23 protein-coding genes and 1 rRNA gene are annotated in these 16,919 nt (G+C 46.9%); 22 read left to right on the top strand and 2 right to left on the bottom strand.

All coding sequences use genetic code 11. The features are described from left to right. Positions 1 to 90: 90 nt before the first annotated feature. The 18 genes from rplO (at position 91) to BP95_RS0114035 (ending at position 12,826) form a co-directional block, all read left to right on the top strand. Positions 91 to 531, top strand: coding sequence for a 50S ribosomal protein L15 (gene rplO / locus BP95_RS0114120; RefSeq protein WP_021252445.1), 441 nt, complete (start codon positions 91 to 93; stop codon positions 529 to 531). Next, on the top strand, positions 531 to 1,829 hold the full coding sequence (gene secY, locus BP95_RS0114115; RefSeq protein ID WP_021252444.1) for a preprotein translocase subunit SecY: 1,299 nt from the start codon (positions 531 to 533) through the stop codon (positions 1,827 to 1,829). Before rplO ends, secY begins: the two co-directional genes overlap by 1 nt. Before the next feature lie 142 nt (positions 1,830 to 1,971). Beyond that, positions 1,972 to 2,616 (top strand): adenylate kinase, encoded by a 645-nt coding sequence (locus tag BP95_RS0114110; RefSeq protein ID WP_028532518.1) that lies wholly within the window; start codon positions 1,972 to 1,974, stop codon positions 2,614 to 2,616. A gap of 3 nt (positions 2,617 to 2,619) precedes the next feature. Further along, positions 2,620 to 3,372 carry a type I methionyl aminopeptidase gene (gene map / locus BP95_RS0114105; RefSeq protein ID WP_021252442.1) on the top strand — a complete coding sequence of 251 codons (753 nt, stop codon included), beginning with the start codon at positions 2,620 to 2,622 and terminating at the stop codon, positions 3,370 to 3,372. A gap of 9 nt (positions 3,373 to 3,381) precedes the next feature. Beyond that, a complete protein-coding gene (locus BP95_RS0114100) occupies positions 3,382 to 3,693 on the top strand; it encodes a KOW domain-containing RNA-binding protein (protein WP_021252441.1) in 312 nt (103 codons plus the stop codon). 2 nt (positions 3,694 to 3,695) lie between these two features. Beyond that, positions 3,696 to 3,911 (top strand): translation initiation factor IF-1, encoded by a 216-nt coding sequence (gene infA / locus BP95_RS0114095; RefSeq protein ID WP_005544522.1) that lies wholly within the window; start codon positions 3,696 to 3,698, stop codon positions 3,909 to 3,911. A 101-nt stretch (positions 3,912 to 4,012) separates the two neighbouring features. Next, positions 4,013 to 4,126, top strand: a complete 114-nt coding sequence (gene rpmJ / locus BP95_RS0114090; RefSeq protein ID WP_003333770.1) for a 50S ribosomal protein L36 — start codon at positions 4,013 to 4,015, stop codon at positions 4,124 to 4,126. Between the two features lie 20 nt (positions 4,127 to 4,146). Next, the gene (gene rpsM, locus BP95_RS0114085) at positions 4,147 to 4,515 is read left to right on the top strand and encodes a 30S ribosomal protein S13 (RefSeq protein ID WP_005544507.1); all 369 of its coding nucleotides are present in this window, start codon (positions 4,147 to 4,149) and stop codon (positions 4,513 to 4,515) included. Between the two features lie 19 nt (positions 4,516 to 4,534). Beyond that, positions 4,535 to 4,930 (top strand): 30S ribosomal protein S11, encoded by a 396-nt coding sequence (rpsK, locus tag BP95_RS0114080; RefSeq protein ID WP_021252440.1) that lies wholly within the window; start codon positions 4,535 to 4,537, stop codon positions 4,928 to 4,930. A gap of 138 nt (positions 4,931 to 5,068) precedes the next feature. Beyond that, positions 5,069 to 6,013: a DNA-directed RNA polymerase subunit alpha gene (locus BP95_RS0114075; protein ID WP_028532517.1), complete on the top strand. Its 945-nt coding sequence runs from the start codon at positions 5,069 to 5,071 to the stop codon at positions 6,011 to 6,013. Between the two features lie 33 nt (positions 6,014 to 6,046). After that, positions 6,047 to 6,412 (top strand): 50S ribosomal protein L17, encoded by a 366-nt coding sequence (gene rplQ / locus BP95_RS0114070; protein WP_021252438.1) that lies wholly within the window; start codon positions 6,047 to 6,049, stop codon positions 6,410 to 6,412. A gap of 272 nt (positions 6,413 to 6,684) precedes the next feature. Continuing rightward, complete coding sequence (gene truA, locus BP95_RS0114065) at positions 6,685 to 7,485, top strand: tRNA pseudouridine(38-40) synthase TruA (RefSeq protein ID WP_028532516.1); 801 nt, start codon at positions 6,685 to 6,687, stop codon at positions 7,483 to 7,485. Between the two features lie 181 nt (positions 7,486 to 7,666). Continuing rightward, entirely contained in the window at positions 7,667 to 8,104 is a 438-nt protein-coding gene (gene rplM, locus BP95_RS0114060; RefSeq protein ID WP_005544500.1) for a 50S ribosomal protein L13, read from the top strand. 22 nt (positions 8,105 to 8,126) lie between these two features. Continuing rightward, positions 8,127 to 8,519 carry a 30S ribosomal protein S9 gene (gene rpsI / locus BP95_RS0114055; protein ID WP_005544499.1) on the top strand — a complete coding sequence of 131 codons (393 nt, stop codon included), beginning with the start codon at positions 8,127 to 8,129 and terminating at the stop codon, positions 8,517 to 8,519. A 258-nt stretch (positions 8,520 to 8,777) separates the two neighbouring features. Continuing rightward, a complete protein-coding gene (locus BP95_RS0114050) occupies positions 8,778 to 9,470 on the top strand; it encodes a phosphoadenylyl-sulfate reductase (RefSeq protein WP_021256079.1) in 693 nt (230 codons plus the stop codon). Positions 9,471 to 9,546: 76 nt separating this feature from the next. Next, positions 9,547 to 10,722 carry a sulfate adenylyltransferase gene (sat, locus tag BP95_RS0114045; protein ID WP_021256080.1) on the top strand — a complete coding sequence of 392 codons (1,176 nt, stop codon included), beginning with the start codon at positions 9,547 to 9,549 and terminating at the stop codon, positions 10,720 to 10,722. A 99-nt stretch (positions 10,723 to 10,821) separates the two neighbouring features. Continuing rightward, the gene (cwlD, locus tag BP95_RS0114040; RefSeq protein ID WP_021256081.1) at positions 10,822 to 11,604 is read left to right on the top strand and encodes an N-acetylmuramoyl-L-alanine amidase CwlD; all 783 of its coding nucleotides are present in this window, start codon (positions 10,822 to 10,824) and stop codon (positions 11,602 to 11,604) included. Positions 11,605 to 11,674: 70 nt separating this feature from the next. After that, a complete protein-coding gene (locus BP95_RS0114035) occupies positions 11,675 to 12,826 on the top strand; it encodes an Mrp/NBP35 family ATP-binding protein (protein WP_028532514.1) in 1,152 nt (383 codons plus the stop codon). Between the two features lie 68 nt (positions 12,827 to 12,894). Here the strand turns inward: BP95_RS0114035 and gerD are convergent, their stop codons facing one another. Continuing rightward, positions 12,895 to 13,575, bottom strand: a complete 681-nt coding sequence (gerD, locus tag BP95_RS0114030) for a spore germination lipoprotein GerD (protein ID WP_021256083.1) — start codon at positions 13,573 to 13,575, stop codon at positions 12,895 to 12,897. A gap of 130 nt (positions 13,576 to 13,705) precedes the next feature. Between gerD and BP95_RS0114025 the strand changes: the two genes are divergently transcribed. Beyond that, complete coding sequence (locus tag BP95_RS0114025) at positions 13,706 to 14,308, top strand: KinB-signaling pathway activation protein (protein ID WP_028532513.1); 603 nt, start codon at positions 13,706 to 13,708, stop codon at positions 14,306 to 14,308. A gap of 38 nt (positions 14,309 to 14,346) precedes the next feature. Here BP95_RS0114025 and pdaB read toward each other — a convergent pair whose 3' ends face one another. Further along, a complete protein-coding gene (pdaB, locus tag BP95_RS0114020) occupies positions 14,347 to 15,156 on the bottom strand; it encodes a polysaccharide deacetylase family sporulation protein PdaB (RefSeq protein ID WP_021256085.1) in 810 nt (269 codons plus the stop codon). A gap of 172 nt (positions 15,157 to 15,328) precedes the next feature. On the opposite strand from pdaB, the gene BP95_RS0114015 reads away from it, so the two are divergent. The 3 genes from BP95_RS0114015 to BP95_RS0114005 all read left to right on the top strand — a co-directional run. Continuing rightward, positions 15,329 to 15,934, top strand: coding sequence for a stage II sporulation protein M (locus BP95_RS0114015; RefSeq protein WP_021256086.1), 606 nt, complete (start codon positions 15,329 to 15,331; stop codon positions 15,932 to 15,934). A 206-nt stretch (positions 15,935 to 16,140) separates the two neighbouring features. Next, complete coding sequence (locus BP95_RS0114010; RefSeq protein ID WP_021256087.1) at positions 16,141 to 16,365, top strand: hypothetical protein; 225 nt, start codon at positions 16,141 to 16,143, stop codon at positions 16,363 to 16,365. A 323-nt stretch (positions 16,366 to 16,688) separates the two neighbouring features. Further along, a 16S ribosomal RNA gene (locus BP95_RS0114005) occupies positions 16,689 to 16,919 on the top strand; the annotation flags it as partial.

Genomic DNA, 16,919 nt, shown 5'->3' with positions numbered 1-16,919 from the left:
AAAACCATACGACTTCTGTAATCAGTTATAGATTACATGGTACAATACAAAAGATTAGAGTCATAAATATTAAAGGAGGTGCGACGAACGATGAAGTTGAATGAACTTTCTCCGGCACCTGGTTCCCGCCAAACACGTAACCGTGTAGGCCGTGGTATCGCGACAGGAAACGGTAAAACATCTGGCCGTGGTCACAAGGGTCAAAATTCCCGTTCCGGCGGTGGTGTTCGTCCGGGCTTCGAAGGTGGACAAAACCCACTTTACCGTCGTCTGCCAAAACGCGGCTTTGTAAATCCAACTCGTAAAGAGTATGCGGTAGTTAACGTAACGGATTTGAACCGTTTTGAGGCTGGTACGGAAGTAACTCCGGAATTGTTGATGGAACAAGGCATCGTGAACAACCCAATGAGCGGAATCAAAGTATTGGGCAATGGCGATTTGTCCGTCAAATTGACGGTCAAAGCTAACAAGTTCTCTCAATCTGCGGTAGAGAAGATCGAGGCTGCCGGCGGTAAATCCGAGGTGATCTAATGTTCAAGACCGTATCGAATATATGGCGAGTCGAGGACTTGAGACGTAAGATTTTGTTTACGCTCATGGTTCTGATCGTTTATCGCGTCGGGTCCTTTATACCGGTCCCCGGCGTCGATACGTCGGTCTTTGCTACAGCAAACCAAAACACGGACTTGTTCAGCATGCTGAACACTTTCTCTGGTGGTGCGCTGTTTAAATTCTCAATTTTTGCTCTAGGAATTATGCCGTACATTACGGCCTCGATCATCGTACAGCTTCTGTCGATGGACGTTATTCCGAAATTTACACAATGGGCAAAAGAAGGAGAAGTCGGCAAACGTAAGCTTTCCCAAATTACGCGCTACGGCACAGTAGTATTGGGATTGATTCAAGCTTTCGGTACGGCGATTGGGTTTAATCGCATGTACGGTGCGCAGCTGGTTCCAGGTGCAACATATGCGGATTATATCCTAATCGCGATTGTCTTGACTGCTGGTACGGCGTTCTTGATGTGGATCGGTGAACAAATCACGGAAAAGGGTATCGGCAACGGTATTTCGATTCTGATCTTCGCAGGTATCGTCGCAGCTATCCCGATTCATATTGGGGAAATTTATCGTAGTCAATTTGCCGATGCAAGCGGACAATTGTTCCTCAACATCGTCAAAATGATCGTTATCGTATTGGTTATCGTGCTGATTGTGATCGGTGTTATCTACATTCAGCAAGGGAACCGCAAAATCCCGGTACAATACGCTAAACGTGTTGTGGGTAACAAAATGTATGGTGGACAGAACACACACATTCCGCTTAAAGTAAATGGTGCAGGCGTTATTCCGGTCATCTTTGCATCTTCGCTCTTGATGTTCCCGGCTACAATTGCTCAATTCTGGGCGGATAAGCCGTGGGCTCGTTGGATCATTGAACATATGGGATTGAACAAGCCGCTGGGCATGTTCTTATACGTTCTTTTGATTATCGGGTTTACGTTCTTCTACACGTTCGTACAGTTGAATCCACAACAAATGGCAGATCAAATGAAAAAGAATGGCGGATATATCCCAGGAATTCGTCCGGGGAAAGCAACAGCAACGTACTTGACTCGAGTTATGTCTCGTATCACACTTGCAGGTGCTATCTTCCTCGCTGGCGTATCCATCTTGCCAGTGTTCTTCGGAGCACTAGCTGGATTGCCGCAATCTGTTCAAATTGGCGGTACTTCGATTCTGATCGTTGTCGGCGTTGCGCTTGACACAATGAAGCAAATCGAAAGCCAGTTGATCAAACGTCATTACAAAGGTTTCATTAATAAATAGGCAATAGGTTCCGGTGAGACCATCTAGGCTCATTGGCACCTATTGTGCTGTTCTTGTAGAGCAGAGGCTTAACGAATGGCATCGAAGCACCCCACTTCCGACGAAGTTAAGCCTGTGCTTACCATAAAGGGAGTGACATTCGATGAACATTCTATTCATGGGGCCTCCTGGGGCAGGAAAAGGAACACAGGCCGAGCGCATCGTAGTGCAATTCGGCGTTCCTCATATCTCGACAGGAGACGCATTTCGCAAAGCAATTGGAGAAGGCACTCCTATCGGATTGAAGGCTAAAGAGTACATTGATCAGGGTCTGCTCGTTCCAGATGACGTGACGGTAGGCATCGTGCGAGAGCGCCTTGCACAACCTGATTGCGAGAAAGGGTTCCTTCTGGATGGTTTCCCACGCACATTGGCGCAAGCTGAAGCGTTGAATAGCATCTTGGTAGAACTGAATCGCAGTCTTGATCATGTCATCAACCTGAGCGTTGACCGCGATTTACTGCTGGCGCGTCTTACAGGACGACGCATTTGCAAGTCTTGCGGCGCGACGTACCATGTCATCTACAACCCGCCTAAACAAGAGGGCGTTTGTGATAAGTGTCAAGGCGAGCTGTACCAACGTTCGGATGATTCCGAAGAGAAAGTCGGCACACGTCTTGATGAGTACATCAACAAAACGGCACCTTTGCTCGCATACTATGAAGACAAAGGCTTGTTGCGTCAGGTTGACGGGGAGAAGGAAATTGATACGGTCACGTCAGAAATCGTATCTTTACTGCGGGGTTAAACCATGATCATTTGTAAGTCCGAAGTGGAGTTAGGCTTCATGAGGGAAGCTGGGCGAATTGTTGCGGAAACGCATCGTCTTTTAGCGAAAACGATTGAGCCAGGGATTACCACTCTCGAGCTTGATTCGATCGCGGAATCGTTTATTCGCAGCCAAGGAGCAACACCTTCTTTCAAGGGCTACAACGGTTTTTCCGGCAGCATTTGCGCGTCAGTGAACGAAGAACTGGTTCACGGCATTCCCGGAAAGCGCAAGTTAAACGAAGGCGACATCATCAGCATCGACATCGGTGCGGAATACCGCGGATATCACGGTGACTCTGCCTGGACATATGGGGTTGGGAAGATAACGGAGGCAGCTCAGCAGCTGCTTGACGTAACGGAGCAATCACTTTATGCTGGCTTAGCGCTGGTTAAACCGGATGTACGGTTGTACACGATATCGCACGCGATTCAACGCGTGATCGAGGATGCAGGTTTTTCCGTTGTACGGGAATATGTCGGACACGGAATCGGTGCGGAGCTTCATGAAGAGCCGCAAATTCCGAACTACGGCATTCCGGACCGCGGACCACGCTTGAAACCGGGCATGGCGCTCGCGATTGAGCCGATGGTCATTGCCGGTGGGCGTCACGTCAAAACGCTCACTGACAACTGGACGGTCGTGACGGTGGACAGTTCATGGTGTGCTCATTTCGAGCATACGGTGGCTGTAACGCCGGACGGATGCGAAATTTTGACGAAGCTGGTTGAGTAGGTGAGAGGCATGAATGAATATTCCACTCCGCGTCTCGGCCAATTCGTCAAGGTTCTTCAGGGTCGTGATGAAAGCAAATATGCGGTTATCATTGATATTGAGGAGTCGCGCTACGTCAAGATAGCGGACGGAGACAAACGAAAGTTTGATCAACCAAAGCGTAAAAACTTGCTTCATCTCGAATTGCAACCTGCAATTAGCCATGAAGTTGTCCATAGTTTACACGAAAGCGGACGGGTAACGAACAGCAAGCTTCGTTATGTTATAGCGAAGTATGCTGAACAACAAGCCGCTGCACATGCTGATGAGAAAGGAGAATGACGTTGGCCAAGGAAGATGTAATTGAAGTTGAAGGTGTTGTAATTGAACCGTTGCCGAATGCAACGTTCCGTGTTGAGCTGGAGAATGGTCACCAAATTCTTGCCCACGTTTCCGGAAAGCTGCGGATGCATTTCATCCGTATCCTGACGGGGGACAAAGTGGTCGTTCAACTGTCGCCATACGATTTGAGTAAAGGTCGCATCACATATCGGAAGTAGTGCTCGGATCGTTCCGAGTCGCGCTTGCATGAACTTGCAGGCCGTTCAAGCGTCAGGAAGACGGTTTGACGTGCTACTTGAGAAACTGGGAGGTATTCAGCATGAAGGTAAGACCTTCTGTTAAGCCCATTTGCGAGAAATGCAAAGTCATTCGTCGCAAAGGCAACGTTATGGTAATCTGTGAAAATCCGAAACACAAACAAAAACAAGGATAATAGAAGGGGGTGTAGCGTAAATGGCTCGTATAGCTGGTGTAGACTTGCCACGGGATAAACGCGTTGAGATCGCCTTGACATACATTTTTGGTATTGGTAAAACAACTTCTAAAAAGGTAATTGCTGAGGCTGGCGTTAACCCTGATACTCGCGTTCGCGATTTGACGGAAGATGAGGTAAACAAAATTCGTGAGCTGATTGACAAAACGGTTAAGGTTGAAGGTGACCTTCGTCGTGAGATTTCTCTGAACTTGAAGCGTTTGGTTGAAATCGGATGCTATCGTGGTATCCGTCATCGCCGTGGATTGCCTGTTCGTGGACAACGCACGAAAACAAATGCTCGTACACGTAAAGGCCCTCGTCGTACTGTAGCGAACAAGAAGAAGTAATAAGGGGGGATAAGTAGCAATGGCAAAACCAAAAAAAGTCGTACGTACTAAACGTCGTGACCGTAAAAATATTGAGACTGGTGTGGCTCATATCCGTTCCACGTTCAACAACACGATCGTGACAATCACGGATCCACACGGCAACGCAATTTCTTGGGCTAGCTCCGGCGGTTTGGGCTATAAAGGCTCCCGTAAATCTACGCCATTCGCGGCTCAAATGGCTGCTGAATCCGCAGCAAAAGCTGCTATGGAACATGGCATGAAGACGGTAGAAGTTATGGTTAAAGGCCCAGGCGCAGGTCGTGAAGCTGCCATCCGTTCTCTGCAAGCTGCAGGTTTGGAAGTTAGCATGATCAAAGACGTAACGCCAATCCCGCACAACGGCTGCCGCCCACCAAAACGTCGTCGCGTATAATGACGGCAACACCGATGCGTGTAGTATTAAGCTAGCGCCTGTTGGGAAGAATGGTTGTTTAGGCATACTGCATGAATCGACCGACCGTAGGTGTTTGACGTTAATGAACGCCAGCGACGTTTTAAGGAGGGTTATATAGTGATTGAGATCGAAAAGCCGAAGATTGAAACCGTGGTAGTCGATGAGGAAGGCACATACGGCAAATTTGTCGTAGAACCGTTAGAGCGTGGATACGGTACGACGCTGGGTAACTCCCTGCGCCGTATTCTCCTCTCCTCGTTGCCCGGTGCAGCAGTGACGTCCGTTCAAATCGACGGTGTCTTGCACGAGTTCTCGACAATCCCAGGAGTCTATGAAGACGTAACTGAGATTATCTTGAACTTGAAGGCCTTGTCGCTGAAAATCCACTCTGATGAAGAGAAAATTCTCGAAATCGATGCGGAAGGCGAAGGGGTAGTAACGGCTGGCGATATTCGAGCGGATAGTGATGTGGAAATTTTGAACCCGGATCTCCGCATTGCGACATTATCACAAGGTTCCAGACTCCATATGCGCATCTATGCGAATCGTGGACGTGGTTACGTACAAGCAGATCGCAACAAACGAGAAGATCAGCCTATCGGCGTAATTCCAGTTGATTCGATCTACACACCAATCTCGCGTGTAAACTACACAGTAGAGAACACTCGTGTTGGTCAAGTAACGAACTACGACAAGCTGATGCTTGAAGTATGGAGTGACGGAAGCATTCGACCGGAAGAAGCGGTTAGCCTCGGCGCGAAGATCCTTACAGAGCATCTGATGCTCTTCGTTGGACTGACTGACGAAGCGAAAGACGCGGAAATTATGGTTGAAAAAGAGGAAGATAAGAAAGAGAAAGTTCTTGAGATGACTATCGAAGAGCTGGATCTCTCCGTTCGTTCCTATAACTGCTTGAAACGTGCCGGCATCAATACGGTTCAAGAGCTGATTACGAAAACTGAAGAAGATATGATGAAGGTTCGCAACTTGGGCCGCAAATCTTTGGAAGAAGTTCAAGAGAAGCTCGAAGAACTCGGATTGGGCTTACGCATGGAAGACTAAACGGGACTTGGCATAGAAGGAGGGGAAATAGCAATGGCATACCAAAAGTTGGGTCGTGACTCTAGCGCGCGTAAAGCTTTGTTCCGCGACATGGTTACTGACTTGTTCTTATATGAGCGCATCCAAACAACTGAAGCGAAAGCGAAAGAAGTTCGTTCCATCGCTGAGAAGTTGATCACGTTGGCGAAGCGCGGTGACTTGCATGCTCGCCGTCAGGTGGCAGCATTCGTTCGTCGCGAAACGTTGAACGGTGAACAAGATGCAATCCAAAAGCTGTTCTCGGAGCTTGCACCACGTTACGCAGAGCGTCCAGGTGGCTACACACGTATCATGAAACTGGGACCACGCCGTGGCGACTCCGCGCCTATGGTTTATTTGGAACTGGTTGACCGCGTGTAATTGCGGTTGCAGAATACGTTCAATACGTCGTGTAACAACGTCGTAAAAAGAAGGCTCCCATGAGGAGCTTTTCTTTTTAACTGTGTTAGGATTGGAGCCAACTTCTGTTGGCTTCCTGTCTTGACTCTTGCAATGATTCCACTTATGAATTTATGTGCTATATATTTCATGTGGTGAATGAATGCGAGAATACGCAATGCAGCGGCTGTCTTTATGCGAATAGAGATAGTGGCGACTGCCTGTTCACAGAGCAGTGAATGAAAGGAGTCTTCATGCGTAACGTAGGAATGCTGGTAAGTTACGATGGAACAGCTTACAGCGGTTTTCAGATACAGCCGAATGAAGACACGGTACAGGGTCGTATTGAGCAAGCTATCAAGATGCTGACGAATGAATCCATAAGCATTCATGCTTCGGGTCGGACAGATGCAGGGGTGCATGCTTACGGCCAAGTATTTCACTTCATGACCGAATCGGCGATTCCGATTGACCGGTGGACGATTGCGATCAATTCGCGTTTGCCGGATGACATTGTCATCCGTGAGACGTGGGAGGCGCCATTGTCATTCCATTCTCGTTACTCGTCGAAGCGGAAGACATACCGCTACTCCATCATTGCAGAGCGGAAGCCGGATGTATTCCGGAGGTTAACCGAGTTCTTTTACCCGAAGCCTCTGGATGTCCGTGCAATGCAAGAAGCCATTACTCATATAATAGGGGAACATGACTTTACTTCGTTTACTTCTCCGAAGTCGACGAAGGTGAGTAATGTCCGTACGATCTATGACGCCCACATCGAATATGAACCGAGCGTAACGGGGGAAGAAGGCCGCGGTCGCATTCATATCGTAGTGACAGGCAATGGTTTCTTATACAATATGGTTCGCATCATTGCAGGCACACTGATACGGGTGGGCCAGGGTAAGCTTGCACCGCATGACATCCCACGCATCTTGGAAGCGAAGAATCGACAAGTGGCAGGTCCATTGGCGGTTCCGCATGGATTGATGCTGTGGAGCGTGGAATACGGTGGCGAAGAGCGACTTGAGTCCATAAACAACGTATCCGAGTGAATCGAAATATTTTCTTGCAATATGCCCTAATCTATTGTAAAATAACATTTGTGTTTCTTTAGGCTTTCCCACAGCCCCCCAAAGAAATCACACTGCAGATTGCAGTTCATGAATGAAAATCAACGATTGAATGAATATACACAAGCTAGACAGGAACGAATGTTATTAAGGAGGATATTTCATGCGTACCACTTACATGGCGAAGCCAGCTGACGTTGAGCGCAAATGGTTCATTATCGACGCTGAAGGCAAGACACTTGGCCGCTTGGCGAGCGAAGCAGCTGCACTTATTCGCGGCAAACACAAACCGACTTTCACGCCACATGTTGACGGCGGTGATTTCGTTGTTATCATCAACGCTGAGAAAATCGTGTTGACAGGTAAGAAATTGACTGACAAGAAATACTATCGTCACTCCCACTATCCAGGCGGTTTGAAAGTGACATCTGCACAAGAAATGTTGAACAACAAGCCAGAGCGTATGATCGAACTTGCTGTTCAAGGGATGTTGCCTAAGACTCGCATGGGTAACAAAATGAAGCTTCGCGTTAAAGCATATGCAGGCGCTGAGCATCCACATCAAGCACAACAACCTGAAGTTTACGAACTTCGCGGATAATAAATAAAGGGAGGACAGTTTCATGGCACAAGTACAATACTATGGGACAGGTCGTCGTAAGCATTCCGTAGCGCGTGTTCGCCTTGTACCAGGCGAAGGCCGCATCGTGATCAACAAACGTGACCTTAATGAATACTTTGGTTTGGAAACATTGAAGCTTATCGTGAAGCAACCATTGAACCTTACAGAAACACTCGGTAAATACGACGTGTTGGTATTGGCTCATGGCGGCGGTATCTCCGGTCAAGCAGGCGCAATCCGTCACGGCATTTCCCGTGCATTGCTCAAGGCTGACCCTGAGCTTCGTCCAGCTTTGAAAAAAGCAGGATTCTTGACTCGCGACCCTCGTATGAAAGAGCGTAAGAAATACGGTCTTAAAGCAGCTCGTCGCGCACCTCAGTTCTCCAAACGTTAAGATTGGATTACCGAACATACAGCCCTTTCTTGGCCCTTGGCCAAGGAGGGCTTTTTTGTATGTTAGGACCTTCTCTGGAATCTGCATACACTCCACTATTCCCGCACCTAGGACATTTAGCCGGAATAGGCTGTAATCATATATCTATCTCTTTGTAAATTTCGAATTGACAAAGCAAAGAAACGATCTATAATTATTAATTATACAAAACATACCAAAATACTAGGAATAAAAGGTGAGTATGTGGAGGATGCGAAAATGAATTTATTGGAGAAAGAGGCTCTTGTTCATGAGAAGGCGGAGCAATATGAGCAGTCCAATCCGGAAGAGGTAATCGCTTGGGCTGTTAAGGCGTTCCCGAATATTACGTTTGCTTGTAGCTTTGGAGCGGAGGATGTTGTGCTTGTAGACATGCTGCAGCGGATCAGTCCTTCGACCGATATTTTTTACCTGGATACGGATTTTCACTTTCAAGAAACATACGAGACGAGAGATCGCATTACGGAGCGTTACAGTTTAAACTTTGTACGCGTCACCCCGCAACTTACCCCTGAAGAGCAATCCGAGACATACGGTGATGAATTGTGGCTTAGTAATCCCAACCAATGCTGCAATCTGCGTAAAGTCGAACCACTCACTGGCATTCTAAGCAAATATGATGCATGGATTACCGGCATTAGAAGAGATCAAGCCCCAACACGAGCCAATACACGAAAAGTAGAATACGACTCGAAATTCGGCCTCATCAAATTCAATCCATTAGCTGCTTGGACATCAGAAGATGTATGGAACTATATCCGTTCAAACGATATCATTTATAACCCCCTACATGACCAAGGATATCCCAGTATAGGATGCTCCTATTGTACGCGCGCCGTTCAAGCAGGTGAAGATCCAAGGGCTGGACGTTGGTCAGGATCAGCGAAAATAGAATGTGGACTCCACAAGTAATAAGTGCGTGGGTACCATTTGATTTGCTAATAAAGAATGGTACTATTGCCACATGCAGAGGAGAGGTGCTAAGAAGATGTCAACAATTGAGCCTCACGGAGGTACACTGATCAATCGATTGCTTCCAGAAGACGAGAAGGAGCTGAAGCGTAATGTGGCGGCAGCCCTACCGCGCATATTGCTCGATGCACGTACATTATCGGATATCGAAATGATAGGGGTAGGTGCTTTTTCTCCCCTTGAAGGCTTTATGAATGAAGAGGACTACAAAAGTGTTGTAGATCAGATGAGATTGGCGAATGGAACGGTATGGAGCTTACCTATTACACTGGCAGTCTCGGATGAAGCAGCTAAGAAGCTCAGCATAGGAAGCCCAGCTGCGCTTGTTGGGGAAGAAGACGGGGAACTGTATGGGGTTATTGAAATAGAGAGCATATACCACGCTGATTTACTGCATGAAGCAGAACAAGTGTACAGAACGATGGATACAGCACATCCAGGAGTGGAGAAGCTGCTAAAGCGTCCTTCTACATATGTGGGAGGCAAAGTATCTGTATTGGGGCGCAGGCAGCCAGATCAATTTTCTCAATATTATTTTGATCCCGTGGAGACGCGGCAATTGTTTGCGGACAGAGGCTGGAGAACTGTTGTTGGTTTCCAAACACGAAATCCGGTGCATCGTGCTCATGAGTACATCCAGAAGAGTGCGATGGAGATTGTAGATGCTCTATTTCTAAATCCGCTTGTAGGGGAAACGAAGTCTGATGACGTCCCAGCTGATGTGCGCATGCGCAGCTATGAAGCGCTACTGGCGAATTATTATCCAGAGAATCGCGTGTTTCTTGGGGTATTCCCAGCTGCGATGCGTTATGCAGGACCAAGAGAAGCTGTATTCCATGCCATTGTGAGGAAAAATTACGGCTGCACCCACTTCATTGTTGGCCGAGACCATGCGGGTGTGGGAGATTATTATGGCACGTATGACGCCCAGCATATCTTCAGCTCCTTCGAACCCGAAGAATTGGGGATTCAGCCGTTATTCTTCGAGCACAGCTTCTACTGTAAGACATGTGGAGGTATGGCCTCCAGCAAGACCTGTCCTCATGATGCAACCCATCATTTGACCCTATCCGGAACGAAGGTGCGTGCGCTATTGCGTGACGGTACATGTCCACCCCCTGAATTCTCAAGACCTGAGGTGGCACGCATTCTGATCGAAGGCATGGCACACTCAACAACTGCCCAAAAGTAATTGAATATAGAGGAACCTGTGGATCGTTAACGTATATTTGTCCACCTCGTCCCATATAGATGATTAGAAGTCTTTATGGAGCGGAGGTGGGCTTTTTTTGTGAAAAAGGTAAATTGGGAACAAAGCCGTCAGAAGCGAAGACATACGTCAATCTTATGGATACCACTGCGAAATGTCCGTCGCTGGTTAATAAGTTTATGCTTGCTGCTTCTAGTCGTTGTTGTGATGACGATGGAGATGCCGGTATCGAAGACATGGACATATTGGTCCATTCCTCTATCGGGCAGAGTGATTGCTATCGACGCAGGGCATGGTGGAGTAGATGGAGGGGCTGTTGGTCGCGAGGGGTTATTAGAGAAGGACATTAACCTAACGATTGCACTACTTCTTCGTGATTACTTGCAGCAAGCTGGGGCTATTGTGGTCATGACCCGGGAAGGGGACTATGATTTGGCGGATAAGGATACGAAGGGATACTCCCGCAGGAAGGCAGAGGACTTGAAGAAGCGTGTTGGTTATATCGAGGAGAAGAAAGCGGATGTTGTCATTAGCTTGCATATGAACAGCGTACCTTCTTCTCGCTGGAGTGGAGCACAGGCTTTCTATACGAATCGCCATCCTGATAATGAACAGCTTGCGAAATGGATTCAAGCGGAAATTCGTACGAATCTGGCTAATACGGATCGGGAGGCCAAGCCTATAGATCGTAAGCTCTATTTTATGGATCATATTTCGATCCCAGCTGTATTGGTGGAGTCAGGCTTCTTATCGAACCCAGAAGAGTCACGGAGTCTGGCGAATGAAGAATATCAGCGGAAGCTAGCTGCATCGATCTACAAGGGAATTCTGCGATATATTGCAGGAGAAAAAACTGGAAAATGATGACCTTATGCTATAATAGAAACGGTTACATAGTGACCGATCTGAACTTCATAGGAGACGAGGTGCCATCATGACGACGAAAGAAGAAGTGCTGCAAGCACTGCAGGGCTTGCAGGAACCAGTGTCGGGACAAGACATGACAAGCCTTCATTGGATTCGCGATATGATGATTAAGGAAGATGAAGTGAAGCTGACGGCAATCGTAGCGCCACAAGCAGCAGATGCAGCCGCTAGAGAGGCGCTAGTCGGACAGATTAAGGAGCGTCTAGCAGCAATTGAGCTGCACAATGTATATGTTCGTACTCGCATCGCATCTGAAGCTGAGCTGAGTGCAGCTGGAATAGCGGTACAGAGCGGGCAATCAACAACCGATCATGCGGGTAATGGCCGTGATTCCCAAGAAGGGAGTGCTCCTCGTGGACACGGTGCTGGATTAGAACAGCATCCTATCTTGGATCCGGCATCTGGAGTGAAATTTATCGCAATTGCCAGCGGCAAAGGTGGAGTTGGCAAATCGACAGTGACCGTGAACCTTGCGGTTGCGCTCGCTCGTCTCGGCAAACGTGTTGGCCTAATAGATGCAGACATATATGGATTCAGTGTACCTGACATGATGGGGATTGAAGACCGCCCTGTCGTTGTAGACAACTATATCATTCCACAGGAGCGCTTCGGAGTGAAGGTGATGTCCATGGGTTTCTTCGTAGAGGACAATAGTCCGGTCGTATGGCGCGGTCCAATGCTTGGCAAGATGCTGCGGAATTTCTTTCAAGAAGTGCAGTGGGGGGAGCTTGATTACATGCTTCTTGACTTGCCTCCAGGTACGGGGGATGTAGCCTTGGATATTCACCAAATGATACCGCATAGCCAAGAGATCATCGTAACGACACCACATGCGACAGCTGCCTTCGTTGCGGCTCGAGCAGGCACAATGGCCATTCATACGAAGCATGAGATTATCGGTATCGTCGAAAATATGTCCTATCTGGAATGCGGTTCTTGTGGAGAGAAGCAATATGTATTTGGACGAGGGGGCGGTGCTAAGCTGGCAGATGAGCTTCATGTTGACCTGCTTGCGCAGCTTCCGCTCGGCGCTCCAGACAATCATCCTGCAGAACCGGATTATGCTCCTTCTGTATATAAGGCAGATTCGTCAATTGGCAAGCAATTCGATGAGTTGGCGGCTTCCGTTGATGCGAAGATGCAAGTTGTGCAGGCCTAACAATGTCGGAGAGGCCTCAACATGAGTGCCTCTCCATAAGTGAGAAATAGAGGGGAAAGAGTGGGCTCCTAGCCTTCTCCACTACCACCTTCTTCTTCCGATCCACCTTCACTCTCACCGCCTTGCTTTTCCTTTTCCCCACCTTTTTTCTTTCCTTCCTTTTCTTTTTCTTTTTCCTTCGGCTGCAATTCTTCTTTAACGACCTTCCCTAATAAGTCCATGATTTCAAGCTTAAATATAGGGCTATTCAAAGCATCTTTCATTACAGTCTGTAGCTGTTTGCGATACTCTGGTGTCTTCATCATATCCAAATATGACTTCATCATGTCTGGAGATTTAACAATGTCACCAAAGTCCTTCTGATACTCTGGGTCTTTCATTAAAGTCTTAAGAATTTGTTTATTTTCCTTGCTTACCGCCTTAGCGAATTCCCCGGCAAACTTCGGATCTTTCATTACTTTATCGAGGACTTTCTCATAATCGGGTGATACAAGTGTGTCCTTAACTGCTGTCCGGATCTGCTCCTGCTGCTGCATATTTAATGATTGGGCTTGCATGCCGCCTCCGCCAGATGGACCGGATTGGATCGCCTTCTGCGCTTCCTCTGTCTTTAAAATATCGACAACCATCGTTTTAACTTCTTTATAATCGAGATTACTGCTTTGTGTGGGCTGCTCCATGCCGCAAGAGGTCAACAGCACGATTACGACGAAACTGACGATCGCAAGTTTGCCCAGTGGTGCCTTCATAACAGCTTCGCTCCCTTCTGTCCATGTCCTCACGCGTAGTATGTGGAGGAAATTATGAATTATGTTTGACAATGATAGTTTTTTGCTGAGAACATTGGTAAAATAATGAACATTGCGGAGGTGGAGCACCATGAATTTGAAAAAATGGTCTTATTTATTTTGGACGACTACGTGTATTGGTGGGGCAATCAGTCTCGTCATTGGCCTCGCATTACAGGTATTTCAAGGGGAAATGGGCAATTTTAGAGGGCCAGTGGATATTTTGCTTAATGTGCTTCAGTTAATCTTGAGCGGATGTATGATCAGCGTCTATTCGCAGATGGGATTCTTCGCATATTTGACGTTGAACTATATTGCCATTGGCTTGTACAAGAAAGGATGGCCGTATGTTCAGGTATTATTGACCGTGATTGCACTACTCGATCTAATGTTCCTGCGCATGCTTCTGGGAAACAGGCCAGAAGGAGTGCGTGGAGGGGGCTACGAGGATATCGTGCTGGGTTTAGTTGTCCTAGTGCTTGCTGTAGCTGTTTCTTATTGGAAAGTAAAGGCGACAAATGCGAAGGCTCTCATTCCTACCTTATTCTTCATGATTGCAATCACCACAGTGGAGACACTGTCGGCACTTAACATTGGAAATATGGCTACCTGGTTCGTATACATACCGCTCGCAATATGCAATGCGTATCAAATCTTGATGCTGCATCGATTGGTGGGCACAGCAAAAAGCTGACGGAAATCCGTCAGCTTTTTTGTATACCTTTACATCCATCACATGCCTACTGCATTTTGCAAATGTTCCATCATCGTTGCTTGATCCTGAATCGTTTTGCTCTTCATTTCCGTTTGTTGAATCAGCTCAGAGACCGTAACGAACTCATATCCCTTTGCGGACAATTGATCCAGAATGGTCGGCAAGGCGAGATGGGTTTGCTTGCATGAATCACTAGCGTGCATGAGAATAATGTCTCCAGGATGTGCTTTACTAACGACGCGGTTCACGATCGTTTCAACCCCGGGATTTTTCCAATCCAATGAGTCGGTATCCCATTGTATGACCTTGTAATTCAGACTGTTGGCAATTTGCAGGACGCGCTTGTCAAAGTCACCGTTCGGCATACGAATCAGATTTGGTGCTTTCCCTGTAACTTCAGATAGAATATTGTGGGCCGCCTGAATCTGCTTACGTATCTCTTCATCGCTCATGCTGCTGTAATTGTCATGCTTGTGGCCGTGACTTCCAATCTCGTAGCCAGCGGCCTCAATTTTCTTCACGAGGTCACTATGCGTCTTGCTCCAAGGGGAGGAGAGGAAGAACGTTGCTTTTTTTACACCCTTCTCCTGCAAGATCTGCAAAATTGGCTCAACTCGTGTATCCCCCCAGCTAATATCGAACGTGAGGGCGAGCATCTTTTTATCAGTTGGGACGCTGTAGATAGCGGAAGGGCTGCTGCCTTCTGAAAATACGGTAATATTGTCACTCTCTACGTAAACGACGCCAGCGGCGAATAGCATTGCAATTGCAAGTACAAATACACGCTTTATTTTCTTGCCGCTAAATACATAAAAGTAATTATTCATACCATGGCTGCTCCTCTCGTAACGTTTTGAATGGGGCGAATTAGGGTGGTACGTTGCTGCCTAATACTAATGCCCGTCGACAAGCTGTAGCTTGTCATGCTTGTTTACTACACTGTATGCTGAGTGTATGGAATTATGTCTGCAAGTCAGTCTGAAAGGAGGAGTGTACAATATGCTTCGATTCTCATCGTGGTGGAATACGCTGAAGCAGTTGCGTTGGTATCTCATTGCCGCTGTGGTGCTGTTTGCTGTAGGGTATGTGCTTGGCAATCAGTGGAGCGGGTTTGAGGGCTTCATCATGGAACAGCTCAAGGGGATTCAAGGTATGCGGGATCAATTGATGCAATCTGATAATCAAGAATTATCTTTCTTCGTATTTATTTTCTATAACAATGCGATTAAGGCTGTCATGATCATGTTTGCTGGGATCGTATTAGGGATCGTACCAGCGGGGTTCCTTATTATTAATGGAATGGTGATCGGATTGCTGCTGCGAATTATGGAATCGCAGGGTCTTGATTTAGCAAGCACGATTATTAAGGGTATACTTCCGCATGGAATACTTGAAATTCCTGCAATTCTAATTGCCGGTGCTTATGGAATGAGATTTGGTATCTTAATTTTGCAGCGAATCTTCAGCAGACGTATGCGTGCTGAGGGGCCAACGATTATGGATTGGATAAAACAGACTGGAGCAGGGGCGGTATGGGTAACCGCAATGCTGCTAGTTGCCGCTATTATTGAGAGTACCGTAACTTTCTGGTTGATGAATGGTTAACTAGATAAACGAATCCGCGCCTCCCTGTGATAAAACAGCTCAAAAATGAGCATAACAGTAAAGCGGCACCATTCTTTCTGTAATTGAACAGAAGCTGGTGCGAGTTACTTCCCTATAAGCAGACACTATAGAGTGTTAAGCAGTGGGGAAGTAAGCGTTATGTTCGAAGACAGGGGTATTGTCGTCAAGGGAGGATGCGGACAGTTATGCTAGGATTTTTGTTCAATGAGAGAGAATGTAAAGAATTGAGCTATATGCTGCGCAAGGAATTGGATGAGATGCTATTTGATTTAAGCGATAAGCGATTAGAGGCAGAAATACGGGATGCGATATCGAAGCGATACCGTACCGTATTTCGCATGTACGCGCGAATTGCATCACCTAAAGAACTGTCCAAGTATGCTAGAAATCATCGGAATGTTACTATGTAATAAAAAAGTTTTAAAAAAGTGTTGACGTGTTTTCGAATATATGATAAATTATTTTTCGTTCCCTTCTGAACGACTTCGACATGAAGCGAGCGGGAACAACAATCATAACGAACGGTTGAAAAAAACATTTAAAAAAAGTGTTGACAACAACTGAACGAAATGATAAGATATAAAAGTCGCCGCTGACAAAGCGGTGAGAAAAAGAAAGTAACTAAGAGATTGGTTACTGACTGAGATTGTTCTTTGAAAACTGAACAACGAGCAACGTTTGTGAATGAGGTAGCAATACCTCGTCAAAAGATATGAGCAGTTCAAACTTAACTTTAACGGAGAGTTTGATCCTGGCTCAGGACGAACGCTGGCGGCGTGCCTAATACATGCAAGTCGAGCGGACTTGATGGAGTGCTTGCACTCCTGATGGTTAGCGGCGGACGGGTGAGTAACACGTAGGTAACCTGCCCATAAGACTGGGATAACCCACGGAAACGTGAGCTAATACCAGATAGGCATTTTCCTCGCATGAGGGAGATGAGAAAGGCGGAGCAATCTGCCAC

The sequence above is a fragment of the Paenibacillus sp. UNC217MF genome, assembly GCF_000686865.1.
GTDB classification, from domain to species: domain Bacteria; phylum Bacillota; class Bacilli; order Paenibacillales; family Paenibacillaceae; genus Paenibacillus_B; species Paenibacillus_B suaedae.
Note: the sequence above shows the minus strand (reverse complement) of the source record. Positions and strands in the feature narration are given on the sequence as shown.